The 24,354-nt window shown below is 32.1% G+C and carries 21 protein-coding genes; 18 read left to right on the top strand and 3 right to left on the bottom strand.

Going from position 1 to position 24,354, the window contains the following annotated elements; all coding sequences use genetic code 11:
* Window positions 1–25 precede the first annotated feature (25 nt).
* Window positions 26–2,101, top strand: a complete 2,076-nt coding sequence (gene recG, locus QI155_RS09405; RefSeq protein ID WP_281321490.1) for an ATP-dependent DNA helicase RecG — start codon at window positions 26–28, stop codon at window positions 2,099–2,101.
* Here recG and QI155_RS09400 read toward each other — a convergent pair.
* Window positions 2,098–2,856, bottom strand: coding sequence for a GGDEF domain-containing protein (locus tag QI155_RS09400; RefSeq protein ID WP_068860178.1), 759 nt, complete (start codon window positions 2,854–2,856; stop codon window positions 2,098–2,100). The two genes, recG and QI155_RS09400, sit on opposite strands and share 4 nt — an antisense overlap.
* A gap of 243 nt (window positions 2,857–3,099) precedes the next feature.
* Between QI155_RS09400 and QI155_RS09395 the strand changes: the two genes are divergently transcribed.
* From QI155_RS09395 to QI155_RS09370, 6 genes are all read left to right on the top strand, one after another.
* Window positions 3,100–6,306 carry a UvrD-helicase domain-containing protein gene (locus QI155_RS09395; protein ID WP_281321489.1) on the top strand — a complete coding sequence of 1,069 codons (3,207 nt, stop codon included), beginning with the start codon at window positions 3,100–3,102 and terminating at the stop codon, window positions 6,304–6,306.
* Between the two features lie 10 nt (window positions 6,307–6,316).
* Window positions 6,317–9,172 carry a PD-(D/E)XK nuclease family protein gene (locus QI155_RS09390; protein WP_281321488.1) on the top strand — a complete coding sequence of 952 codons (2,856 nt, stop codon included), beginning with the start codon at window positions 6,317–6,319 and terminating at the stop codon, window positions 9,170–9,172.
* Between the two features lie 94 nt (window positions 9,173–9,266).
* The gene (locus QI155_RS09385) at window positions 9,267–9,785 is read left to right on the top strand and encodes a DUF177 domain-containing protein (protein ID WP_281321487.1); all 519 of its coding nucleotides are present in this window, start codon (window positions 9,267–9,269) and stop codon (window positions 9,783–9,785) included.
* Entirely contained in the window at window positions 9,778–9,960 is a 183-nt protein-coding gene (gene rpmF, locus QI155_RS09380) for a 50S ribosomal protein L32 (protein WP_068860166.1), read from the top strand. The genes QI155_RS09385 and rpmF overlap by 8 nt, the downstream gene beginning before the upstream one ends.
* A 9-nt stretch (window positions 9,961–9,969) precedes the next feature.
* On the top strand, window positions 9,970–11,031 hold the full coding sequence (gene plsX, locus QI155_RS09375; protein ID WP_068860164.1) for a phosphate acyltransferase PlsX: 1,062 nt from the start codon (window positions 9,970–9,972) through the stop codon (window positions 11,029–11,031).
* On the top strand, window positions 10,970–11,947 hold the full coding sequence (locus QI155_RS09370) for a beta-ketoacyl-ACP synthase III (protein ID WP_068860162.1): 978 nt from the start codon (window positions 10,970–10,972) through the stop codon (window positions 11,945–11,947). The genes plsX and QI155_RS09370 overlap by 62 nt, the downstream gene beginning before the upstream one ends.
* Here QI155_RS09370 and QI155_RS09365 read toward each other — a convergent pair whose 3' ends face one another.
* Together QI155_RS09365 and QI155_RS09360 are read right to left on the bottom strand one after the other, a co-directional pair.
* Complete coding sequence (locus tag QI155_RS09365) at window positions 11,948–12,661, bottom strand: TVP38/TMEM64 family protein (RefSeq protein WP_068860160.1); 714 nt, start codon at window positions 12,659–12,661, stop codon at window positions 11,948–11,950.
* Entirely contained in the window at window positions 12,648–13,421 is a 774-nt protein-coding gene (locus QI155_RS09360; protein ID WP_068860158.1) for a slipin family protein, read from the bottom strand. The genes QI155_RS09365 and QI155_RS09360 overlap by 14 nt, the downstream gene beginning before the upstream one ends.
* Before the next feature lie 161 nt (window positions 13,422–13,582).
* Here QI155_RS09360 and QI155_RS09355 point away from each other — a divergent pair, with 161 nt between their 5' ends.
* The 11 genes from QI155_RS09355 to QI155_RS09305 all read left to right on the top strand — a co-directional run bounded on the left by QI155_RS09355 (window position 13,583) and on the right by QI155_RS09305 (window position 24,349).
* Entirely contained in the window at window positions 13,583–14,143 is a 561-nt protein-coding gene (locus tag QI155_RS09355; protein WP_068860156.1) for a type I restriction enzyme HsdR N-terminal domain-containing protein, read from the top strand.
* Window positions 14,140–15,906, top strand: coding sequence for an NAD+ synthase (locus QI155_RS09350; RefSeq protein WP_281321486.1), 1,767 nt, complete (start codon window positions 14,140–14,142; stop codon window positions 15,904–15,906). Before QI155_RS09355 ends, QI155_RS09350 begins: the two co-directional genes overlap by 4 nt.
* A gap of 12 nt (window positions 15,907–15,918) precedes the next feature.
* Window positions 15,919–16,170 carry a hypothetical protein gene (locus QI155_RS09345; protein ID WP_068860152.1) on the top strand — a complete coding sequence of 84 codons (252 nt, stop codon included), beginning with the start codon at window positions 15,919–15,921 and terminating at the stop codon, window positions 16,168–16,170.
* The gene (rsmI, locus tag QI155_RS09340; protein ID WP_068860151.1) at window positions 16,171–16,998 is read left to right on the top strand and encodes a 16S rRNA (cytidine(1402)-2'-O)-methyltransferase; all 828 of its coding nucleotides are present in this window, start codon (window positions 16,171–16,173) and stop codon (window positions 16,996–16,998) included.
* Window positions 16,999–17,052: 54 nt separating this feature from the next.
* Window positions 17,053–18,060, top strand: a complete 1,008-nt coding sequence (locus tag QI155_RS09335) for a zinc-binding dehydrogenase (RefSeq protein ID WP_068860200.1) — start codon at window positions 17,053–17,055, stop codon at window positions 18,058–18,060.
* Window positions 18,057–18,899, top strand: coding sequence for a fumarate hydratase (locus QI155_RS09330; RefSeq protein ID WP_068860149.1), 843 nt, complete (start codon window positions 18,057–18,059; stop codon window positions 18,897–18,899). The genes QI155_RS09335 and QI155_RS09330 overlap by 4 nt, the downstream gene beginning before the upstream one ends.
* Window positions 18,896–19,450 (top strand): Fe-S-containing hydro-lyase, encoded by a 555-nt coding sequence (locus QI155_RS09325; RefSeq protein ID WP_068860147.1) that lies wholly within the window; start codon window positions 18,896–18,898, stop codon window positions 19,448–19,450. The genes QI155_RS09330 and QI155_RS09325 overlap by 4 nt, the downstream gene beginning before the upstream one ends.
* A gap of 94 nt (window positions 19,451–19,544) precedes the next feature.
* On the top strand, window positions 19,545–20,936 hold the full coding sequence (locus tag QI155_RS09320) for an alginate export family protein (protein WP_068860145.1): 1,392 nt from the start codon (window positions 19,545–19,547) through the stop codon (window positions 20,934–20,936).
* A gap of 14 nt (window positions 20,937–20,950) precedes the next feature.
* A complete protein-coding gene (locus QI155_RS09315; RefSeq protein ID WP_068860143.1) occupies window positions 20,951–21,736 on the top strand; it encodes a S1/P1 nuclease in 786 nt (261 codons plus the stop codon).
* Between the two features lie 153 nt (window positions 21,737–21,889).
* Window positions 21,890–23,902, top strand: a complete 2,013-nt coding sequence (gene ligA / locus QI155_RS09310; protein ID WP_068860141.1) for an NAD-dependent DNA ligase LigA — start codon at window positions 21,890–21,892, stop codon at window positions 23,900–23,902.
* Window positions 23,903–23,908: 6 nt separating this feature from the next.
* The gene (locus QI155_RS09305) at window positions 23,909–24,349 is read left to right on the top strand and encodes a 23S rRNA (pseudouridine(1915)-N(3))-methyltransferase RlmH (RefSeq protein WP_068860139.1); all 441 of its coding nucleotides are present in this window, start codon (window positions 23,909–23,911) and stop codon (window positions 24,347–24,349) included.
* The last annotated feature ends 5 nt before the right edge of the window (window positions 24,350–24,354 follow it).

The raw sequence follows: 24,354 nt of genomic DNA, 5'->3' as shown, positions 1-24,354 counted from the left end.
AAGTCGTCTATTTTAAAAATTTAAAATGCTTGTAGACAAAGGATTAGACTTACCTATACGATATCTTAAAGGAGTAGGTCCTAAAAAACTATTACTTCTTCAAAAATTAGGAATAAACACAGTAAAGGATGCTGTTTATTATTTTCCTATACATTATGAAGACCGTAGAAACAAAAAAAAGATTTATGAAATAAGTATAGGTGATTTTGTAAGTATTGAAGGTGTTATCGTACAAATCAATGAGATTAAAACTAAAAGAGGATTAACAATCATAGAAGCAATAATTTCAGATAAAACAGGATTTATAAGAGCAAAATGGTTTAATCAAAACTATCTCAAGCGAATTCTTAAAGAAAGAATAAAAATAAAAATATTTGGTAAAGTTCAGTTAGATTATACAGGTACATCATACGAAATACTTAATCCCGAATTTGAAATCTTAGAATTTTCTGAAACGGAACAGGACAGAAAAATCGTTCCTGTATACAGACTTACAGAAGGACTATCTCAGAAACAGATACAATTAGTTATTAATTCAGCATTAGAATACTCCTTTAATTACATAGAAGATTTCATGCCAGATAATTTATTACAAAAACTTAATTTACCCAATCTTTATGAAGCAATTTATAAAATTCATTTCCCTCCCGATGATTCTGATATTAATCTGCTAAATGAGAAAAAAACTCCATATCATAAAAGAATAGCCTTTGATGAATTATTTCTCTTACAGCTTGGCATTCTGATGTTAAAAAATGAAAGATTAAAAGAAAAGGGGATATCAATAAAGGGAGACGGAAACTTAATTGATAAACTTATTAAAAATCTTCCCTTTAAGCTTACAAAAGCACAGAACAGAGTTATTAATGAAATACTCAATGATATGGAAAAAACAGTGCCTATGAATAGACTTCTTCAGGGAGATGTGGGTTCAGGTAAAACAGTTGTAGCATTGATTGCAATGCTGAGGGCAGTTGAATCAGGATATCAATCTGCTTTAATGGCGCCAACAGAGATTTTGGCAGAACAACATTATTTTAATCTTTTGTCCCTTCTAAAAGGTTTGAAAATAAACATTGTAATCCATACATCTTCTTACAATAAGTATACAGATTTAATATCATCTGGAGTAGCAAATATAGTTGTTGGTACCCATGCTCTTATTCAAGAAGATGTACAGTTTAAAAATCTTGGACTTGTAATAATTGATGAACAGCACAGATTTGGTGTTTTACAAAGGTCGATTCTTAAGAAAAAAGGTTTAAATCCTCATACTCTTGTAATGACAGCTACTCCTATACCAAGGACATTAGCGCTTACTGTTTATGGAGATCTTGACTATTCTATAATTGACGAGCTTCCGGCTGGAAGAAAACCGGTTTTAACAAAGGTTGTTGAACCTAAGGATAAAAAAATTGTTTATAAAATGATTGAGGAAGAAATAAATTCTGGTGGACAGGTTTATGTTGTTTATCCTCTTATAGAGGAATCAGAAATTTTAGATTTAAAGTCAGCTACACAGGGATACGAAGCTCTTCAAAAGATTTTTCCTAATTATAAAATTGGACTTCTTCATGGAAGAATCCCTCCAAAACAAAGAGAAGAAATAATGAATGAATTTAGAAAAGGTAATATACAAATACTTGTTGCAACTACAGTTATTGAAGTAGGAGTTGATGTCCCAAATGCAACACTTATGATAATAACTCATGCTGAAAGATTTGGACTTGCCCAACTTCATCAATTAAGAGGAAGAGTCGGAAGAGGACAAAGGTTATCAAAATGCATTCTTATACCTTATAAAATGACAGAAGAGGCAAAATTGAGATTAAAAGCTATGGTAAATTCTAATGATGGGTTTAAAATTGCTGAAGAAGATTTGAATATAAGAGGACCGGGAGAATTTTTTGGGACTAAACAATCAGGGATGCCGGACTTAAAATCTGCTAATTTAATCAAAGACAAAGCTCTTTTACAAATTGCAAGAGAAGAAGCGGAAATACTCTTAAAAAAAGACCCCTATTTACAATCCTTCTCCTCTTTAAAAATCCGATTAGAGGAGTTTTGGAAAAATAAAATAGAGACCTTTTCTGTAGCTTAGTTTTTGTTGTGAGCGTAATTTAAGAAAACTTCTATCTTATTTTTACCATTTTTCTTTGCCTGATAAAGGGCTTTGTCTGCTTTATCTATTGATGATAGAGGATGTTCATTGTAAGATATTTCCTTAACGCCTATACTAACAGTTATATAAAGATATTCCCGTCCAACTCTAATTGGTTTTTTAGCGACATTCATTTTGACTCTATCTAAAGCCATGATAGCATTAATTTCATCGGTATCAGGCAAAATTATAAGAAATTCTTCACCTCCATATCTTGCTACAATATCACAGGTTCTTAAAGAATTTTTAATCTGCAATGCTACATGCCTTAAGACTCTATCTCCTACAAGATGACCGTATGTATCATTTATAATTTTAAAATTATCTATGTCAAGAATAGCAACACAGATAGGTTTTCCGCTCCTTCTTGCTCTTGCTATTTCTTCGTTAAGTCTGTTCATACCTGCTTTTCGATTATAAACTGAGGTTAATTCATCGAAATAAAGTTGGGTTTCAACCTGATCAAGGGAATGTTTTATAATCTTTTCCATTTTTCTTTTTAATGTTTTTGCAATGGTGAAATTGGAAATAATTAGACCTAAACCTGCTAATAATATGCCTGCAAGCACTTCTTTTTGTTCATATTTACTGAAATATAGAAAAATAGCCCATGTGGCGATTAGCATAAGAATATTTAAAACTATAAATCGGTTCATATTTTTTGATAAGTTTATTGATATCTGTCTTATATTCATTCTAATACCTCCATAAATTTTTTGATAATTTTGAAATAACAATTTACATGCCAGGGAAGTATTTCCTTGGCTAATACTACAAGTCTTATAATTTTAAGGAATTTCTTAGGAATTATTAATCTTGTTGACAAAAAGTATGTCAATAAAATAGGCAATTTTTGCCTACAATAGTCAAAAATTTCATCAAGATTCATATTTTTGAAAAAGGATTTATAGGGTTTAGTATAATTAGTATAATTAGATATGGGTGAATTAAAAGCCTTTTCAGAAGAAGTAAAAAGTTTTCCAAATTTTACAATTGTTAAAGCTTCAGCAGGAAGTGGAAAAACTTATTTTCTCACAAAGACTTTTGTTGAATTTCTTCTTTCAGAAAAAATAATTCACAATGAATTAAAGAATATTCTTGCCATTACTTTTTCAAATAATGCTGCCATAGAAATAAAGGAAAAGATACTGAACTGGTTAAAAAAACTTTATTTTAAAGAAGAAGATGCTTTAAAGGAGTTTTGGCATCTTAATTTGTCTGATGAGGCAATTACAGAGAAGGCTGGTATTTTAATAGAAAAAATTCTTGATAATTATTCTGATTTGCAGATTAGAACAATTGACAGTTTTCTAACAAAAATATTTAAAGCAGAAGCTATTAGATTTGGTTATTTTGGTGATTTTGATATTCTCATGAAAAATGAAAATTTCCTTTATAGTGCCTTTGAAAATTTCTTAAATTTATTCAGAGATGAATCTGAAATGACCTCCTTTATTATGGAAGTTATAGATAAAATGGAAGAAAATCTAACAGTAGACTCCAGTTATATATGGAATCCTGGAGAAAAAATTTTTGATGAATTGAAAAATATTTATAATCTTCTTTCTATCAATGGTTATAATTTATCTTACGAAGATATTGAAAAATTTAAGGGATATCTTAGAGATTTTGATAAGGCAAAGGAAAAATTAAAAAGGGCAGTGATAGATTTTGAAAAAAAAGTTCAAGACAGTGGAGGCAGTTTTAGATCAGATAGTAAAATCCCAGGAATAATTGAATCACTTAAGAAGGATGATTTTAATGCTGTAATGAAAGGAACTTTTAACAAAAATCCTGTAAAAAAAAGTACTCCTCAAATAGATGAAGCCTGGAGCAATCTAAAGAGAGCTGTTGCTGATTATGTAACAATTTACTGTAAGAAATATTTCTTGCCCTATTTTATTGTCTTTTTCTATTTTGCAGAAAATCTTGAAGCCCTTAAAAGGAGACAACAGAAGATATTTATTGAGGATGTTAATAATCTAATAAAATCAAAGCTTGATGAGCTTTCAATCCCTGAAATTTATATTAAGCTCGGTGAAAGAATCTATCATTATTTTATAGATGAGTTTCAGGATACCTCTCCTGTGCAATGGAATAATTTGAAGATGCTAATTGAAAACTCTCTTTCAGAGGGTGGAAGTCTTCTAATAGTTGGCGATACAAAGCAGGCTATCTATGGTTTTAGAGGAGCTGACTATACAATAATGACTGAACTTATTAAAGAAGCAGAAAGCCCCCAAACTTTTAAATCTGTTCCCAAATATTACATACTTAACTTATCAAAAAACTACCGTTCTGGTGGAAAAATTTTAAATTTTGTAAAAAATTTTTTTAAAAAGGAACTTAACGAATATCTAATTAATATATCCGATGACAGGGAATATTATGTCGAAGATAACGATCCTACAAATTCTGAGTTTGCTATCCCTCTTGTTCTTTCAGGACTCTGTGATTGTGAACAGCAGGAAAAGGATGATTTAAAAGAAATCGGTTGCGTAAAAATTGAAAAAATTGAATATGAAAAGGGTGATAAAGATGAAAAAGAGGAAAAGGAAAGGAAGACAATTATCCAGTTAATTAAGAAAATCAGAAAACAGGGATTTTCTTATTCAGACATTGCCCTTTTAGCCTTTAAAAACGAAACACTAACAAACATAAGTACATGGCTTAATGAAGAAGGATTTGATTTCTTGTCATATAGCAGTCTTGATGTACGAAAAAGGAAGATTATTGCTGAACTAGTTTTTCTTCTCAAATTTCTTGATTCTCCTGTTGATGATTTTTCTTTTAGTAGTTTTTTGCTTGGAGATATATCGAAAAAAGTCTTTTCAAAGGAGTTTACAAACTGGGAAAGTAAAGTTGAAAATTTTTTGCTTTCTTGCAACAAAAAATTGAATTATGATGGTCAACCATATTACAAAAAGTTTCAAAAACACTTTCCTTATATCTGGAAAAATTATTTTTCCAATATCTTAAGGAAAACAGGTTTTTTACCTCTTTATGATCTATTAACAGAAGTTTATAATCGGTTTTCTCTTTTTGACAATTTCCCTGATGAAGAATCGGCATTGATAAAATTTTTAGAGGTTATTTTAAAGTTTGAAGCAGAAGGAAGCGGATTGAAAAAATTTATTGAATTTTATGAAACAAGTGGGGATGAAGATGAACGATTTTGGGATATAAGTAAACCTATTGGCAAAGATGCAATGACTCTTATGACTGTTCATCAGGCAAAGGGATTAGAATTTCCTGCTGTAATATTGTTAACGGATATTAATACAACTAAAATAGATAAAATTGTTTTTGATGGTAATGATTTCCTAAAGCTTCCTGATGACAAAATTTTGCAAAATGAATACCTGAAAAGAATAAAAAAAGTAAAAGATAAATTTTTTAATAGAAATTTTACTGATGATCTCAACAAATTATATGTTGCTTTAACAAGGGCAAAAGAAGTTTTATACATAGTAGTGTCCTGTGAAAGGAAGGATGAAAATTCAAAAAGTAAAAGCTGTCCAAGAAAAAATCAAGTAGTTAAGTGTTTATATGAAAATCAAGAGTATTCCATTGAGCAAGAATATTACCGTATGATTCCTAAAGTCAAACAGGAAAATAGTCAACAAATATTTGTAAATCATTTTGTAAATAAAAACTTCTTTGATTATCCATTGGAAGAAGAACCTGTAAATATTTATGAAATAAAGAAGGGAGAATTCATTCACAAATTAATGGCTTCTATTTTATTTATCGAAAACAAAGATTTCTTTGAAAAAGACCTTGAAGAAAGAATAAGAAAACTTAATTTTGAATTTAAACAAAACTATGACCCTGAAGAAATAAAAACTCTAATAATGAAAACGATAAATAGATTTGAAAAATATTTCAGATATCAACCTAAAAGAGAGATTTACACAGAAAAGGAGATTCTTGATTTAGATGGAAATCTTCACAGAATTGATAAATTAATTGTAGATTCAGATAGAATAACAGTTATCGAATATAAATTTGGTATTCTCCCCGATGAACAGAAGGCAATAAATCAGACAAAGCTATATATGGAACTTCTAAAGGAACTCTATTTTGACAGAAAAATAGAAGGGTTTATTTATTTATCTACCAAGGACAGAATAATCAAATTATGAGAAAAAAAGTATGAAAGAAATAATACTGTCTCCCAGAGAAAATATGATAGAAAAGATTGTAGATTATATAATTGATAAGGCAGACAACACCACGGATTATTCATCAACCTTGATAGTCTTCCCTAACAAAAGACCAAAATACTTTATGATGAAATGTTTTAAGGAGCGCATAAGAAAAGCTATTTACCCTCCAAAAATTTTTTCAATGGATGAGCTGATTGATTACATATTCAATAGTTTTTTCAAGGACTTTAAAGATCTTTCCTTTCCTGATAATATTTATCTTCTTTATCAGATAATCAGAGAGGATTTTCCTGACTTTTTAAAATATGAGGAAACCCTTTCTATGATTAAATCCTTTTATGAGTTTTATCCCTTAGGTTTGAAAATTTTTGATACCTTTGAGGAGCTCTTTATTGAAATGGTAAGCCCAGAAAAATTCAAATACTATGATTCTCTTATTAGTTCTTACAATTCTTTGTATAAAGTATACGAGATGTTTTATAAATTCATTGAGAATAACAGATTTGCAACAAGATCTTTTAAATACAGAAAAGTTGCGGAAAATGAAATTTTTTCAATTTTTTCAGAATTTAAATCTATAATTTTTTGTGGTTTTTTTGGATTAACAAGAGCTGAAAAGAAATTTTTTAAAAAATTAGATGAACATGTCCAAAGTGGAGACATTTCAGAAGATTTAACTTTCTGGATTTACGAAGAAGAATCATCAGATGAAAAAAAACCTGATATTAAAATTTACCAATGTCCTGACAGACATGGTCAGATTTATCTAATCGGGAATATTCTAAATGAAAGAAAATTAACTGAAGATATCGTGGTTGTCTTACCTTCTGAGGACTTACTTTTCCCTCTTTTAAGGCAAGGATTAACATTTTTAGAAGAAAAGGAATACAACATATCGATGGGGTATCCCATAATAAGAACTCCTATTTGGAATTTTTTTGAGTGTCTATCTCAACTTTTAAATAATATTTTTACCGATGGCAGTGGTAAACATTATGTGGCTCTATCAGAGTATCTGCAGTTTGTTCTTCATCCCTATGTTAAAAACATAAAATACCATGAGGAATCTTTATATTTTAATGAAATCCATAAAAGTGCTACTTTAACAAGAATAATCTTTCACTCCATTGAAAACTACTTTTCAGAAGAAGGAAATATAGTTTTATCAATCGAAGATATAGAAAATTCTGTACTTGAGAGAGTATATCAAAATACAGAAGAATTAAAAGAATACAGTCTCAGCAAGATAAAAAAGCATTTAAAGGAAATACACAAAACGCTTATTTTTCCCTTTTTAAAAATAGACAATCTCTTGGATTTTGCTTCAAAATGCAATGATGCCATTGAATTCATATACTTACAAAGCACAGCAAGGTATCACCCTCTTTTTTTTCCCTTCTATCAAATTTTTTTAGATAAACTCAGAGAACTCTGCCATAGTCTTGCAAAAGAGACAAAATTTAAAGATATAGTAAGCTATTTCAATTTTTTAAAGGGATTTATAAAGAGTGTAAAGTATCCCTTTGAGGGACTGCCTGTAAGGGGGCTACAAATTCTTGGTTTTCTTGAGACAAGAAATATAAGATTTAAAACTGTTTTTTTCCCAGATTTAAATGAAGAAATTTTTCCTCCTCTTTATGAAGACTATATAATGCCATTAAAATTAAGAGAAGCCCTTGAATTACCAACATTTAAAGACAGAGAAAAGTTAATTGAATATTATTTCCGAGTGCTTATAAATGGAGCAGAAGAAGTCCATTTATTTTATGTAAAAGATGAAAAGAGGGAAAGATCAAGATTTTTAGAAAAAATTATATGGGAGAAAGAAAAGTTAAAGGAGTCAATATTAACTCATTCTGTTTTTTATAAAGTTAATTTATCAGCAGTAAAACCCCAATCCATAGAAAAAAACGAAACTCATCTACAGATTCTTAAAAATATTGATTTGAGTCCTTCTGCCATTGATACCTACTTAAAGTGTCCTTTAAAATTTTATTATTCTTATCTTTTAAGATTAAGAAATAAGCAGGATACAGAAATAGATTCAACCTTTATAGGAACTATACTTCATAATGTTCTGGAAAAATATTTTAGGCTTTTTGTCCATAAAAATTATCTTAGCTCAGAAGATATAGACATTACCCTCGTTGAAAATTTTGTTAAAAAAGAGTTTGAGGAACGATACGGACATTACATTGTAGGTAATCCTTACTTAATTATGAGACAAATGATAAAAAGAATAAGAGAGCTACTTGAAAAATATTATTTGCCAATTATTAGAAAGAAAAAATTAAAAATAATGGAAGTTGAATATCCTTTTATTTTTGAATGGAGAAATATAAAAATTACAGGACGTATAGATCTTGTAGAAGAAAGGGATGGGAAAATATTTATAGTTGACTTTAAAACATCTGGCAGGGAAGAATCCTATAAAATTAAAATAGATACTTTAATTGAAGGCATAAAAGATTATGAAAATACTAGAAAATCAGAAAAAAATGAATATCTATCTTACTTTGTAGAGGATAAAGTAGGAAGTATTCAAATACCCCTTTACATAATAGCATACAGTAAAGAGAAGAAAATATCTTTTGAAGATATTGAGGGAATATATCTCTTAATTGGAAAATCAAAATTAAATAATATCGAATTTAAGCCATTGAATAATTTACGGTCTCAAATTGAAGTTTTAAAGTATATAAAAAATTTACTTTCAATGACAATTGAAGAGTTATTTAACATACAAATTCCTTTTTATCCCACTAAAAATTTACGAAAAAACTGTCAATACTGTGATTATCAGGCAATATGTGGCACTCTATGGATAAAGCCAAGATTATAACCTCTTTCACTAAATTTACAAAATTTTTTCAATTTCTGTTAAAATAATTTATCTCCCGTTTAACGGGAGAATTTTATTTTTGAGGTTTTTTAAAATGAAAATTGAGGTCTTTGATATACCAGAAGAAGGACTTGCTTTAGCGGTTGAAGAAACTCCAAAAATAGAAGGAGTAAAAATTATTCAACCTTTTAAAGCAATTTTAAGGGTAGACAAAAGAGGGGTTGAAGTATTTATAAAAGGAGTTGTCAGTGGAGAAGTTGAACTCCAATGCAGTAGATGCCTTAAAGAATATATATTACCTATAAAAACTTTACTTGAAGTTACATATCATCCTGTTCAGCATTTAAATAAAGAGGAACTAATAGAGCTAAAGAGAGATGAAATGGATGTTGATTTCTACAGAGAAGGATTAATTGATACTGAGGATATTATTAGAGATCAGATTTTACTAAATATTCCAATGAAACCTTTATGTTCTGAGGATTGTAAAGGTTTATGCACTATATGTGGAACAGATTTAAATTATTCTGAATGTGGATGCATTGTCCAAGAAATTGATCCAAGAATGGCAATATTACAATCACTTTTAAGGAGGATGAAAGCAAATGGCTAATCCAAGACATCGGCATACCCCTTCAAGAAGGGATAAAAGAAGAGCAAATTGGTTTAAAATGAGCTTACCATCTTTGGTTGAATGCCCAGAATGTAAGGAACCTAAGCTACCTCACAGAGTATGCCCAAATTGCGGAACCTATAAAGGTAGGAAATTATTAGAGGTCGAAGAGTAAATTTAAAAAATGTTAAAAATTGCTGTTGATGCAATGGGGGGCGACTTTGCCCCTGAAGTAAATATCTTAGGTGCCTACGAAGCCGTATCAGATAATGAAGAAATAGAAATTATCCTTGTTGGCGATGAAAAGAAAATAAAGGAGTTTCTAAAAGAAAGAAAGGATTTTAAGGGTAGGTTACAAATTTTAAATGCAGAAGACCAGATTTTAATGGATGAAAATATATCTTCTGCTATCAGAAGAAAAAATACATCCATGAGAAAGTCTGTTCAACTTGTTAAAGAAGGCAAGGCTGATGCTGTAATAAGTGCAGGCAATTCTGGAGCGATGATGGCTTTAAGTTTTCTCTTATTAGGAAAACTTCCTAATGTTGACAGACCAGCAATTGCCACTGTAATGCCCTGTCTTAAAGGACACTTTATTCTACTTGATGCGGGTGCAAATGTTGATTGTAAAGCAGAACATTTATTCCAATTTGCCCATATGGGTGATGCCTATCATAAAGTTCTTTTTAATTCCTCCTGTCCTCGAATAGCTCTTCTTAGTATTGGTGAAGAAGGAACAAAAGGAAATGAGGCAACAAAGGAAGCCTTCAGACTTCTTCAAAAATCCAAACTTAACTTCATAGGTAATATTGAAGGAAAAGATATATTTTTCGGTTCAGCAGATGTTGTTGTTTGTGATGGTTTTGTAGGTAATATTGTTTTAAAAGTAGGTGAAGGACTTGCTGAGGCATTAATGAAAATGCTTAAAAAAGAAATTGCTGATATAATAACAGGAAAACTTGGTTATATGATGATAAAACCTGCAATAAAAAGTTTTCGTAAAAAAGTCGATTACTCTGAATATGGTGGAGCCTTATTACTTGGGATTAATGGAACAAGCATAATATGTCATGGAAGATCTTCAGCAAAGGCAATAAAAAATGCAATAAAAGTTGCTGTAGAAATGGCAAAAAAGCAAATATATAAAAAAATCTTAGACAGTCTAAATTATGCGGAGGAGATAAATGAAAGCCAGAATACTGTCAACGGGTTCTTATGTCCCTCAGAAAGTGTTAACAAACCATGACCTTGAAAAAATGGTAGAGACATCCGATGAATGGATAACTGAACGAACAGGAATAAAAGAAAGAAGAATAGCATCACCACAACAGGCAACAAGTGACCTTGCCTATGAGGCATCAATTAAAGCATTGAAAAATGCCAATTTAAAAGCTGAAGATATAGATTTAATAATTGTTGCTACTGTTACACCAGATATGCTTGTTCCATCCTGTGCTTGTATCCTTCAGATGAAGCTTGGAGCAACTAATGCAGTAGCCTTTGATATAAACGGAGCCTGCTCTGGTTTTATTTTTGCTTTGGCAGTAGCAGAAAAGTTTATTAAAACAGGTGCATCAAAAAGAGCATTGGTTATAGGAGCAGAGACTCTCTCAAGATTTACAGACTGGACTGATAGAACAACCTGTGTCCTTCTTGCCGATGGTGCGGGCGCGGTTATACTTGAACCAACTAAAAAGGATGAAGGAATAAAGATTATAGATATATTTTCTGATGGAACAATGTGGGATTTTATTCATATGCCTGCAGGTGGGGCAAAAATGCCTGTTACAGAAGAAGTAATAAAGCAAAGGCTTAACTTTATAAAAATGAGAGGCAATGAAACCTTTAAAGTTGCAGTAAAAACCCTTGAAGAAACTGTTGATAGTACGTTAAAAAAGGGAGGAATAACTTCTGCAGAACTTTCCTTATTGGTTCCCCATCAAGCAAACATAAGAATAATTCAGGCAATGGCAAAACGTCTTGACTTATCTATGGATAAAGTAATGGTTAACATTAATAAATATGGAAATACCTCTGCTGCTTCAATTCCAATTGCTTTAGATGAGGCTGTTGATGGGGGAAGAATAAAAAGAGGTGATTATGTAATGCTTGCAGCCTTTGGAGCCGGGCTTACCTGGGGTTCAGCTTTGATTAAGTGGTAACTATTTCTTTTTATTTTTTCTGTATTTCCTTATATGCCATATTCTGAAAAGGCGTTCAATTTTTTCTTTAAATAGCCATACCGTAACTGTTACAATGATTGCTATACCAGCAAGGCTTATGAATTTTTTATATTCATGATGCCTAAGATAATCTCCACTTAGTGAAAGAAGAGTTGTTCCAAAAAGTCTACCAACCCCTGCAATCACTGTAAATTCAAACAAACTCAGTCTACTTAATCCTAAAAAATAACTTAGATAATCCTTAGGAAAACCAGGAATGAGAAAAAGAAAAAAAACTAAAAATGCACCTTTATGGTGTAGAAGATAATCGAACTTACCTAAAATAATAGGGTCAACAACTCTTTCAACAAAGGGTTTTCCAAAAACTCTTCCAAGAATAAAAGCAATTACTGAACCAAGGGTAAGCCCTATTGTTGAAAGAACAGTTCCCCAAAAGGTACCATATAAATATCCCCCAAGAAATCCAGTAACCTCACCAGGAATTGGAGCTGCCACAACCTGAAAGGCTTGTAAAATAATAAAACCAACCACCCCGAAAGGACCAAGAGATTGAATAAATTTTTTTAACTTTTCTTCATTAAGAAATAATTCAATAATTCCAAATTCATAAGCCAAAAATACTAATAAAGCAACAAGCACTGCTAAAGCAAAAAGCCTTAGCAGTGCTTTAAAGGTTAATTTATTTTTTAGCACGAGATAAAAGCTCCATAAATGGAGTTATTAAATCAATGGGTAAAGGAAAGAGAATTGTTGAATTTTTCTCTGAGGCAATTTCCTTTAAGGTTTGTAAGTATCTTAGTTGCAATGCTGCTGGTTCAGAAGATATTATTCTTGCTGCCTCGGTAAGTTTTTCAGCAGCCTGAAGTTCTCCTTCTGCATGAATAATTTTTGCTCTACGCTCTCTTTCTGCTTCAGCCTGCCTTGCCATTGCTCTTAACATTTCCTGAGGTAGGTCAACATTTTTAACTTCAACAGCAGTAACTTTAATTCCCCAGGGTTCAGTTTGAGAATCAATCACTTGTTGTAGTTCTGCATTAATCTGTTCACGATTTGTAAGCAAATCCTGAAGTTCGCTCTGTCCAAGAATACTACGAAGAGTAGTTTGTGCAATCTGGCTTGTGGCATAGTAAAAGTCTTCAACTGCTGTTACTGCTTTAATTGGGTCAATCGGTCTAAAATAAACAACAGCGTTTACTTTTACTGAAACATTATCTTTTGTAATAATGTCTTGAGCTGGCACATCCATTGTAACAATTCTTAAGCTTACTTTAACCATTTTGTCAATTACTGGCCAGATAAGAACCAATCCTGGTCCTTTAACTGGAATTACTCTTCCAAGCCTGAAAACAACTCCTCTTTCGTATTCTTTAAGAATTTTGATTGCGCTACTTAAAATGTAAATAGCTAAAAAAACAATTACAATTACAGTTAAAAAAGATGTTTCAAAAAACATATTAACCTCCTTTTTAGATGGTGATATTAAATTTTAAACTTATATATTATTATTTTGCAAATTATGATTAAGTTTCAGGGTTTTAATTTTTGTTATACTAAAGAAGACATTCTTTTAAAGTTTTTTCATGAAAGATATAAAACAGAAAGGAGGAGAAATTAATGGAAATACCACTTAATAAAACACCTGCGTCTCCTGAGGAAAGAAAGGAACTTATTGGCAACATAATTAAACAACAGGAAGAACTCTTTGCCCAAAGCATTGGTTACATTCAAAGATTAATAATAGAAAAATTGATTGATTTAGGATATAAATTTAGTGATATAGAGATAAACAAGGGCTATGAAGTCATTGTTTCTGAAAAGGAAAAATTTTTTGCCACTGTTGATATTCTTTTATGCCTTGAAGGAAAAGTTCTATACGCAATCAAGTGTACACCTGCGAGTATTGAATCATGGGAGAGATTCATGTTTGCCTTTTGCAGAGTTGTTGAACCCTATCAGATTCCTTTTGCAATGGTCACTGATGGTCTAGAGGGAAGAATGATCGATATTATTACAGGAGAAGTAAAAGATTCTATGGATATTCCAAAAAGAGAGGAACTTCTACAAAAACTCAAATCACTTAATTTTATTCCTTATCCTGAAGAAAAACTTCCTAAGGAAAAAAGAATACTTTATGCCTTTGATGCAATTAAGTGTTGTCCAACCTATAACCTATGAGAAAGATTAAAATTGCCCTATGTCAGATAAATCCTACTGTTGGAGATATTGATGGAAATCTTAAAAAGATTCTCTTTTACATAGAAAAGGCATCAAAAGAAGCTGAGATTATTGTATTTCCAGAACTTGCAATAACTGGATATAATCCTGAAGATTTATTATTTTATCCAGCTTTTATAAAAAAAGCAGAGAATGCTTTAAAAGAAATAGTTAAAAATGTTAAAGATTTTATTGTAATTGTTGGTTTACCAGTAAAAAGGGAAGATCTTTATAATTCTGCTGCTGTAGTTGCAAATCAAAGTCTTATTAATATTTATCATAAAATTTATCTACCAAATTACAGTGTTTTTGACGAGATGAGATATTTCAAGCCAGGCAACAGAACTCCAGTTTATGAATACGATGGAGTATTCTTCGCTGTAAATATTTGTGAAGATATATTTCATCCATCACTTCCAAGTCTTATTCAGGCATCAAGTGGTGCAGAATTGATAATAAACATAAGTGCATCACCCTTTTATTCAGGGAAATACAAGAAAAAATTTAGAATGCTTTCAACAAGAGCTTACGACATGGGAGTTTATATTTGCTATCTAAACATGGTTGGTGGACAGGATGAGACTGTTTTTGATGGAAGAAGTTTAATTATTTCACCTTCTGGTGATGTTATTGCATTAGGTAAGGATTTTGAAGAAGATTTAATTTTGGCGGAAATAGATTTAGAAGATGTTGTAAGAACTCGAATGAGAGAACCAAAGATACGATGGGAAAGTGAATTTGAAGATGTAGAAATAATCAAAATTCCTTTAAAAAGAATGCAAAGGTTTGTAGATTCTTCGTCTTTGGCTCAGAATGACATAAAGAGGGCTCAGAATGACATAAAGAGGGTATCTCAAAATGACCTAAAGAGGTTTCTGGTTGATGATGAAGAAGCAGAGGAAGAAGAAATCTTTAAAGCCCTTGTTACAGGATTGAGAGATTATGTTAACAAAAACGGTTTTAAAAGAGTTTGTCTTGGCTTAAGTGGAGGGATTGACTCCTCCTTTGTTGCATTAATAGCCACGGAAGCTCTTGGTAAAGAGAGAGTAGTTGGTGTTTTTATGCCATCAAGATATACATCCCAGGAAAGTAGAGAAGATGTATACGAACTCGTAAAAAATCTCGGGATCGAACTTATTGAAATATCAATAGATGAAATATTTCAGAAATATCTTGACAACTTTAAAAATGTATTTAAAGGGCTTCCAGAGGATACAACAGAGGAAAATATTCAGTCCCGAATAAGAGGAAATATTCTTATGGCACTTTCAAATAAATTTGGCTGGCTTGTGATTACTACAGGAAACAAATCAGAACTGGCAGTAGGCTATTCAACCCTTTATGGAGACATGGCTGGTGGATACGCAGTAATAAAAGATGTATATAAAACAATTGTTTACAGGGTTGCAAAAGGGGTATCTCATGGAAGAATCCCCGAAAGGGTATTTACAAAAGCGCCTTCAGCAGAATTAAAACCTGGACAGACTGATCAGGATACTCTGCCAGCCTATGAAGTTCTTGATAAGATTTTATATTTTCATATAGAAAAATGTATGGGCGAAGATGAAATTGTTGAGTACGGATTTGACAGAGAGGTTGTGAAAAAAGTATTACAGATGATCAAAAAAGCAGAGTTTAAAAGAAGACAGGCGCCTATAGGAATAAAAATATCTCCAGTATCCCTTGGCAAAGACTGGCGCTTCCCAGTTACAAATAAATTTTGAGGAGGGGATAAGATGAAAAAAATATTTATAATTTTAATCAGTATTTGTTTTATTCTTTCAATATCTATTGAACAAGGATACTCACAAACTCAGGTGCAGGTTACAAAAGATAAGGTTCTTCAGTATGCTAAACCTAAAAAACCATTAAAAATAAAGCTTCACAGGGATAAAAAGGGAGAGTACAGCTGGGATATCACTGGTGAAAGTGTTGATGATATAATTAAAGCTGACAAAAGATTAAGGCAATTATTGAAGGAAGAGTAAATGGCAAAAGGAAGGCTTTATATAGTTTCAACTCCTATTGGAAACCTTGATGATATAACATTCAGAGCAGTTGACACCCTTAAAAAAGTTGATTATATTGCCTGTGAAGATACAGAGCATTCTTTAAAGTTACTTAATCATTACGGAATAAAAAAACCTTTGATAAGTTACTGGTCAGAAAAGGAAAAAGTTCGGGCAGAAGAGATAATTGAAAAAGTTAACTCTGGACATTCAGTAGCTTTAATTACTGATGCGGGAACTCCGGGAATTTCAGACCCTGGAGCAGTTGTAATAAAAAGAGCAATAGAAGAAGGCATTGAAATAATTCCAGTACCAGGTCCTACAGCTTTAATCACTGCATTAAGTATTTCAGGACTTTCTACAGAAGAATTCACCTTCATAGGCTTTCTTCCTGTTAAACAGTCGCAAAGAAGAAAAAAACTTCTTGAGTTAAGCTCTGAAAAAAGAACTCTTGTATTTTACGAAGCACCCCACAGGATACTTCAGAGCCTTGATGATATGCTTGAAGTCTTTGGAGACAGAAAAGTATGTATAGCAAGAGAGCTTACTAAAATGTTTGAAGAAGTTTTGAGAGACAATCTTTCAGAGATAATTGAAAGACTTGAAAACTCTAAAATAGCTGGTGAATATGTTATAGTAGTTGAAGGTGCACCTGAGTCAACTCAAAGCTTTGAAGAGGCATTAAGGGAAATAAAAGAGCTTATGAAAAAAGGAAAGGGAAGAAAAGAAGCAGTCAAAATAGTAGCTGAGCTTTATGGATTGAGTAAAAAAGAACTTTATGAAAAAAGTTTGAAGGAACAGGGATAACAAAAATAAGCATATTAAAACTTTAGAATAATGGAAATTAAGTAAAAGAGAATGATGAAAACAGCATATTTAATTAAGCCTGGTAAAATAGAAATTGTTGAAAAAGAAATCCCTTCTCCAAAGGAGGAGGAAGTTTTAGTTAAAATTAAGGCGGCTTTAACCTGTGGTACAGACTTAAAAGCCTACTTAAGAGGTCATCCACTAATTCCAATGCCTGGTCCTTTTGGTCATGAATTTTCTGGAATAGTTGAGGAAGTTGGACAGGCAGTTAATGGATTTAAAAAAGGTGATGAGGTTATGCTTGTTCACACTGCACCCTGTGGAGAATGTAATTACTGCAAAAGAAGATTTTTTAACCTATGTGAAATTTTAAAGAAGGATATGATGCTTGGAGCTTTTTCAGAATTTATTGTTGTAAAAGAAAGAGTTGTTAAACTGAATATGTTTCATAAACCTGAAGAAATAGGCTTTGAAGAAGCAGCTTTTCTTGAACCTCTTTCCTGTGTTGTTCATGGAGTAAAAGCACTTTCTCCTAAAAGAGGTGAGAAAATACTAATAATCGGAACTGGTCCTGTTGGTTTACTTTTTCTCCAGGTTCTTAAAGCTATGGATGTTGATGTTGCTGTATTAGGCAGAAACAGGCATAAATTGGAATTAGCTAAAGCCTTAGGTGCTGATGAGGTTTATAATTCCCATGAGAATCCTATAAAATTTACTGATGGCTTTGGTTTTGACAGCGTTGTTGAATGTACAGGTCAAAAAGAAATATGGCTTAAATCCATTGACTACTTAAGAAAGGGAGGAGTGAGTTTACTTTTTGGAGGACTTAAGGCAGGAACAGAAGTATGCTATGATGCTGGTAGACTTCACTATGATGAAATAACTCTTAAAGGTGCTTTTCATTATACACCAGAGGATGTTAAAGAAGCAGCGGATTTAATAAAATCAGGTAAACTAAAACTTAAAGAGCTTATATCAGAAAAGTTTTCACTTTCTGAAATCTCTAAAGCCTTTGAAAAACTATCAAGAGGGGAGGGTATAAAGTATCTTATTGAAATATGAAAAAGATAAAAAAAGAACAAATAATTGAAACAGTAAAAAAACTTTACATGGAAGCAGTTGTTCATTTACCTCAAGATGTTTCAGATGCATTAAAAAATGCCTATAAAAAAGAAAAGGGACTTACCCAAGAAATCCTAAAACAGATAATTGATAATGAAAAAATTGCTCAAGAAGACAAAATTCCCCTTTGTCAGGACACAGGAGTCGCAGTTTTGTTTGTTGAATGGGGAACAGATGTAATATTCGAAGATGGAGAACCTATAGAGGCATTTAATGAAGGAATAAGAAGAGCAGTAAAAGAAGGTTATTTAAGGGCTTCAGTAGTTGATGACCCTTTATTTGAAAGGAAAAATACAAGAGATAACACCCCTTGTATTATCCATTTTGAAGTTTTAAAGTCAGATAAAGTAAAAATTATTCTTGCTCCAAAGGGTGCTGGAAGCGAAAATATGTCAGCCTTAAGAATGTTAAAACCCTCTCAGGGACTTCAAGGTGTAAAAGATTTTGTAATTGAAACAGTAAAAAATGCAGGAGGGAATCCCTGTCCTCCTGTCATTGTTGGTGTTGGAATTGGAGGAAATTTCGAAAAATCTGCAATTCTTGCTAAAAAAGCTTTATTAAGAAAAGTTGGTGAACCAAATAAAAATTCCCTCTATGCAAATTTAGAAATGGAATTACTCAATGAGATAAATGCACTTGGAATAGGTGCAATGGGAGTAGGGGGAAGCATCACTGCACTGGCTGTCCATATTGAGTATGCACCATGCCACATAGCCTCGCTTCCAGTTGCTGTAAATATTCAGTGTCATTCAGCAAGACATAAGGAGGCAGAGATATGAGCTTGCTTAAGACAGAAGGATTAAGGCTTAAGATAGAGACCCCTCTTACAGAGGAGGTTATAGAAAGCCTTAAGGTAGGAGATATGGTTTTAATAAATGGATATGTTTACACTGCAAGGGATGCAGCCCATAAAAAAATTGTTGAATTAATAAAAAATGATGCACCTCTTCCGTTTTCACTTAAAGGACAAATTATTTATTATGTTGGACCAACTCCTGCTCCACCAGGAAAAGTCATAGGTTCTGCAGGTCCTACCACTTCTTCAAGAATGGACAGTTACACTCCTCTTCTTCTTTCTTTGGGGCTTAAAGGAATGATTGGTAAAGGACAGCGTTCAGAGGAGGTAAAAAGAGCTATAAAACAATACAAAGCAGTATATTTTTTAGCAACAGGAGGAGCAGGTGCTCTCCTTAGTAGACACATTATTTCCTCTGAAGAGATTGCTTTTTCTGAATTAGGCACAGAATCAATAAAAAAGCTTCTTTTTAAAGATTTTCCTGTCATTGTTGCCATTGACTGTCATGGAGGAGATATTTTTAAAAAATTGTAAAATTTTATAACAGAATTAATAGATTTGCCCTCCCTATGAAAAAATTTAATTAAATGTTATAATAAGCACATTTATATAAAGGGAGGGTTATAAAATGAAAAAGTTATCACTAATTTTACTGTCCTTTTTGTTTTTAATCAATTTTACTGCAATTTGCTATGCCATTGAAAATGAATTTGGTGCATCATTAAGATTAAGACAGGAAATATGGGACAATGTTGTTGACCTTGGAACAATGCCATCAGTTCAACCTGATAGAAACTTCTTCAGACTGAGAATTCAACTATGGGATAATGTAAAGTTTAATGAAAACTTCGGAGCCTATGTTAGAATCACAACAGAGCCAAAGTATTACGATAGCCCATATCTTTTACCTCTTGACAACAGAACAAATTTCAAACACTTTGACCAGGACGAAGTTGTTATTGATAATCTCTATATTGACATCAAAAAACCCTTTGACCTTCCTGTAAGTTTTAGAATCGGAAGACAGGATTTTTTAGGAAAGGATATGTATGGTGAAGGTTTTCTTATTCTTGATGGAAATCCTGGAGATGGTTCGAGAACATTTTATTTTAATGCAATAAAAGCAAAAATAGACATTACTCAGGGACATTCAGTAGATTTGGTTTATGTATCAAATCCAAAAACAGATATATATCTGCCAAGCCTTCATCCTGCCTATTTTGATAGTGCATCAGGAGGGCTTTATATTGATCATAAGAAAAGACTTACAGGTTCAAATGAAAGAGGTTTTTGGATTTATGGAAGGCATAAGATAATTGAAGCATTAAATATTGAACCCTATTATATTTACAAAAAAGAAAAGGAATATGATGTAATCAAAGAAAATTACATAAATACCTTTGGAATGAGAGCTGTATTTAAATTAAGCGATTTTTCTTTAAGAGGTGAAATCGCAAAACAATATGGTAAGTATGAAAACGGTAATAAAAGAAGTGGTCTTGGTGGATATGCCTTTGCTGGTTATACTTTTAACAAATGTCCTGTAACTCCAACATTAGAAGTCGGATATGTTTATCTTTCCGGAGACAAAGCAGATACTTCAAAGGATGAAGGATTTAATCCTCTGTTTTCAAGGGCTCCTCAATGGAATGAACTTTTGATTTACACATTAATACCTGAAACAGTAGGTAAGGGAGGACCAATTCCCGGTTACTGGACAAACCTTGAAGCATTGGTAGCAAACTTAAAGTTAAAACCGATAAAAGATATGGAAATAAAGCTTTCATATCAGCATTTGTGGGCTGATGAGAAAACAAATATAACTTCTAGAACATATAAAGACATGTTCTCAAACAATGGTAAAAATCGTGGTGACCTGTGGGCATTTATAACAAATTACAAATTTACAAAAAATCTTGATGGAATGCTTCAGATTGAATACTTTGAGCCTGGAAACTTCTACTCCGATAAGGCAAGAAATGCCACCTTCATAAGATGGCAACTTCAGTATAAATTATAACAAGGGGGTGGAGGATGAGGAAATTACGATACATAACCATATTAATTCTCATCCTCCTTTTTTATTCCAATTCCTATGCATGGGATTGCCTTACCCATTCATACATTGCTAAAAAGGCTGGAATAAGAATTCCTGAGGCAGCCTGTATGCCCGATGTTATCCGTGATGAAAATTATGAGCTTTTAGCTCCTATGCATTATCATAATGCTGCACCAAATGCAGTTGTAACACCAGAATATATTGATAAATATGATGTGAAAGAGGTAATAGTAAATATTGATGGAAGGGCAGTTAAAATTTTGCTACCCCATCAGGCAGGAGTACTTTACTGGAAAATTGTTGATCTTTATGAAAAAATGAAATCCCTTGATAAAACAAAAAATGATGATCGATTAACCTATGAATACTATCTTGTAACAATTGCTCATTATATCGGAGACCTCTCACAACCATTACATAATTTTCCTTACGGAGAATCTCTATCAAGTGATGGGAAAATATATATTGAGGAGGGCAATTTTAATAAAGAATATCACACAAGATTTGACGAAGCATTTAGTGTTTATCTTAATAATCCTAAAACAGAAGAAAAAATAAATAAAGCAATAAAGGAAATAACAATTTCTAATAAACAAGATTTAAAGTATGAGATCTCCAAGATTGCCAATTCAGCAATCAAGATTGCCAATAAATGTTTTAAAGAAAAGAGAATACCCACTGAAGAAGAACTCATTGAACAGATTTCATGGTCAGTTTCTTTGTTAAAGGCAGTTATCAAATCTACCATGATAGTTCAGTAATAAAGTTATTTATATTTTATGTCACCCTGACCCTCATCAAAATGAGGCAAAGACAAAGATCTCCTTTTTTTGAATTGAGATACGTTGATGTTATAGAAAATAAAGGCTATGGTATAATTTTCATAAGAATAAATGAATCACAGGGAGTGTGCAATGAAAGAAATTCCCGAAGAAATAAAAAAGGAGATTGAGAAACTTGTAAAAGAAATAAATTATCATAACTATCGCTATTATGTTCTTGACAGCCCTGTTATTTCCGATGAGGAATATGACATGTTGCTTAGAAAATTAAAAGAACTTGAGAAAAAGTGGGGCTATGTTTTACCAGATAGTCCTACCCAAAGAATCGGCGCTCCGCCTTCAGAAAAATTTGAAAAAGTACAACATCGTGAACCAATGCTTTCACTGGATAATGCCTTTACAATTGAAGAATTAAGAGAATTTGATGCCCGCATAAAAAGACTTCTTGGAAGCAACGATGAATTAGAATATACCGTTGAGCCAAAGTATGATGGCTTAGCTGTAGAACTTAGTTACAAAGAAGGATTTCTCTATAAAGCTTCTACAAGAGGCGATGGTTATGTAGGTGAGGATATTACCCAAAATATTAAAACAATAAAAGCAATTCCATTGAAAATTGAGGGAGTTGAACACATTCCAGAAGAAATTGATATTCGCGGTGAAGTCTACATGAATATTGACGAGTTTGAAAGAATAAATAAGGAAAGACAGCAACGAGGAGAACCTGTATTTGCTAATCCAAGAAATGCAGCATCTGGTTCAGTCAGACAATTAGACCCTGCTATTACAGCAAGTAGAAGACTGCATATGGCATGTTATGGAATAGGATATGTAAAAGGAATAGAGTTTAAAACACAGTTTGAGTTTATTAAATGGCTTGAGCAGGCAAGATTCCCAATCCCTGTATATGTTAAGGTAGTAAAGGGTATTGATAAGGTGATAGAGTGTATTAAAGAAATTGAAAAATTAAGAGAAACCTATCCCTTTGAAACAGATGGTGCGGTTGTTAAAGTTAATCATTTTGAATTTCAGGGACGCCTTGGAGCAAAAACTCGTGAACCTCGGTGGGCAATTGCCTATAAATATCCAGCCCATCAGGGAATTACAAAACTTTTGGAGATTTTACCAAGCGTAGGTAGAACAGGAGTAATTACTCCCGTTGCTATTCTTGAACCAGTTTCTATTGGTGGAGTTACTGTATCAAGGTCAAGCTTGCATAATTGGGATGAAGTAAAAAGAAAAGATATAAGAATTGGTGATTATGTCATAGTTGAAAGAGCTGGTGAAGTAATTCCTCATATAATTGGAGTTGTCGTAGACCGAAGAACAGGAAATGAGATAGCATTAGAACCACCTAAACACTGTCCAGTATGTGGTTCTAAGACGATAAGAGAGATAGGTGAGGTTGCAGTAAAATGCATTAATTTTAACTGTCCTGCACAAGTTGAAGAACGCATAAAGCATTTTGCCTCTCGAAGGGCAATGAACATAGAAGGATTAGGGGAGAAGACTGTAGAACTTTTCCATAAAAGGGGGCTTATAAAAAGTTTTGTTGATATTTATAAACTAAAAGAAGAAGACATAATAGGCTTACCAGGTTTTGCAGAACTTTCATCAAAAAAACTTATTGAAGCAATAAACAAGAGCAAAAATACAACTTTTGCAAGATTTCTGTATGCTTTAGGAATAAGTCAGGTAGGTGAATATGTAGCAAAACTTATTGCTCAACATTTTAAGAATTTTGAAGACCTGTATAATATAAAAATTGACAGCCTTATTGAGATACCTCAAATTGGAGAAAAAACAGCCCGAGCAATTGAACAATTTTTCAATAATCAAGAAAATTTAAAAGCAATTGAAGAACTGAAAAGATTAGGACTAAAAGTCGAAAACCCAGATTATCAAGAAAGGGAAAGGATTTTACCTCTTAAAGGGCTTACCTTTGTTATAACAGGCAGTCTTTCAAAGCCAAGGCATGAAGTTCAGGAAATGATTGAAAAAGCAGGTGGAAAGGTATCATCTTCTGTTTCAAAAAATACAAATTATCTTATTGTAGGAAAAGAGCCGGGAAGTAAACTTGCAAAGGCACAAGCTTTAGGTGTAAAAACTATTTCTTATGAAGAATTATTAAATATGATAGGGTAGCTTTATTTGTATAGGATAAAAATTTTTTGCCCCGGTAAAACAAAGGCAAAATTTATTAAAGAAGGCATAGTTCATTATATCAAGCTTGTTCAACCATATTCAAAAATCGAGTTTACTGAAGTTAAGGAAGGATACGGCGACAGACAAAGAGTAATTGAAGATGAGTCAAAAAACATACTTAACTCTGTTAAAGGAGATTTTATACTTTTACACCGAGAAGGAAAATTAATAGATTCTTTAGAATTTTCTAATCTGATAAAAGCAAAATCAACTCATCAGTTTGTCATAGGAGGAGTTTATGGAGTAAGTGAAGAAGTTTTGAAAAAAGCTTCCTTAATACTTTCCCTTTCACCACTTACTTTTACCCATGAACTTACAAGACTAATCCTTCTTGAACAAATCTATAGAGCCTTCACGATTATTCATGGGAAAAATTATCATTACTGAATAAT

This window comes from Thermodesulfovibrio sp. 1176, from assembly GCF_029946585.1.
Taxonomy (GTDB): Bacteria; Nitrospirota; Thermodesulfovibrionia; order Thermodesulfovibrionales; family Thermodesulfovibrionaceae; genus Thermodesulfovibrio.
Note: the sequence above shows the minus strand (reverse complement) of the source record. Positions and strands in the feature narration are given on the sequence as shown.

Excerpts from the sequence above, each read along its gene's own strand:
- QI155_RS09360 (WP_068860158.1), bottom strand. The coding sequence starts at position 13,421 with ATGTTTTTTGAAACATCTTTTTTAACTGTAATTGTAATTGTTTTTTTA.
- rsmI (WP_068860151.1), top strand. The coding sequence starts at position 16,171 with ATGGCAAAAGGAAGGCTTTATATAGTTTCAACTCCTATTGGAAACCTT.
- QI155_RS09345 (WP_068860152.1), top strand. The coding sequence starts at position 15,919 with ATGAAAAAAATATTTATAATTTTAATCAGTATTTGTTTTATTCTTTCA.
- QI155_RS09385 (WP_281321487.1), top strand. The coding sequence starts at position 9,267 with ATGAAAATTGAGGTCTTTGATATACCAGAAGAAGGACTTGCTTTAGCG.
- QI155_RS09315 (WP_068860143.1), top strand. The coding sequence starts at position 20,951 with ATGAGGAAATTACGATACATAACCATATTAATTCTCATCCTCCTTTTT.
- QI155_RS09325 (WP_068860147.1), top strand. The coding sequence starts at position 18,896 with ATGAGCTTGCTTAAGACAGAAGGATTAAGGCTTAAGATAGAGACCCCT.
- QI155_RS09355 (WP_068860156.1), top strand. The coding sequence starts at position 13,583 with ATGGAAATACCACTTAATAAAACACCTGCGTCTCCTGAGGAAAGAAAG.
- QI155_RS09335 (WP_068860200.1), top strand. The coding sequence starts at position 17,053 with ATGAAAACAGCATATTTAATTAAGCCTGGTAAAATAGAAATTGTTGAA.
- QI155_RS09390 (WP_281321488.1), top strand. The coding sequence starts at position 6,317 with ATGAAAGAAATAATACTGTCTCCCAGAGAAAATATGATAGAAAAGATT.
- QI155_RS09330 (WP_068860149.1), top strand. The coding sequence starts at position 18,057 with ATGAAAAAGATAAAAAAAGAACAAATAATTGAAACAGTAAAAAAACTT.
- QI155_RS09395 (WP_281321489.1), top strand. The coding sequence starts at position 3,100 with ATGGGTGAATTAAAAGCCTTTTCAGAAGAAGTAAAAAGTTTTCCAAAT.
- QI155_RS09320 (WP_068860145.1), top strand. The coding sequence starts at position 19,545 with ATGAAAAAGTTATCACTAATTTTACTGTCCTTTTTGTTTTTAATCAAT.
- rpmF (WP_068860166.1), top strand. The coding sequence starts at position 9,778 with ATGGCTAATCCAAGACATCGGCATACCCCTTCAAGAAGGGATAAAAGA.
- recG (WP_281321490.1), top strand. The coding sequence starts at position 26 with ATGCTTGTAGACAAAGGATTAGACTTACCTATACGATATCTTAAAGGA.
- QI155_RS09400 (WP_068860178.1), bottom strand. The coding sequence starts at position 2,856 with ATGAATATAAGACAGATATCAATAAACTTATCAAAAAATATGAACCGA.
- ligA (WP_068860141.1), top strand. The coding sequence starts at position 21,890 with ATGAAAGAAATTCCCGAAGAAATAAAAAAGGAGATTGAGAAACTTGTA.
- plsX (WP_068860164.1), top strand. The coding sequence starts at position 9,970 with ATGTTAAAAATTGCTGTTGATGCAATGGGGGGCGACTTTGCCCCTGAA.
- QI155_RS09350 (WP_281321486.1), top strand. The coding sequence starts at position 14,140 with ATGAGAAAGATTAAAATTGCCCTATGTCAGATAAATCCTACTGTTGGA.
- QI155_RS09370 (WP_068860162.1), top strand. The coding sequence starts at position 10,970 with ATGAAAGCCAGAATACTGTCAACGGGTTCTTATGTCCCTCAGAAAGTG.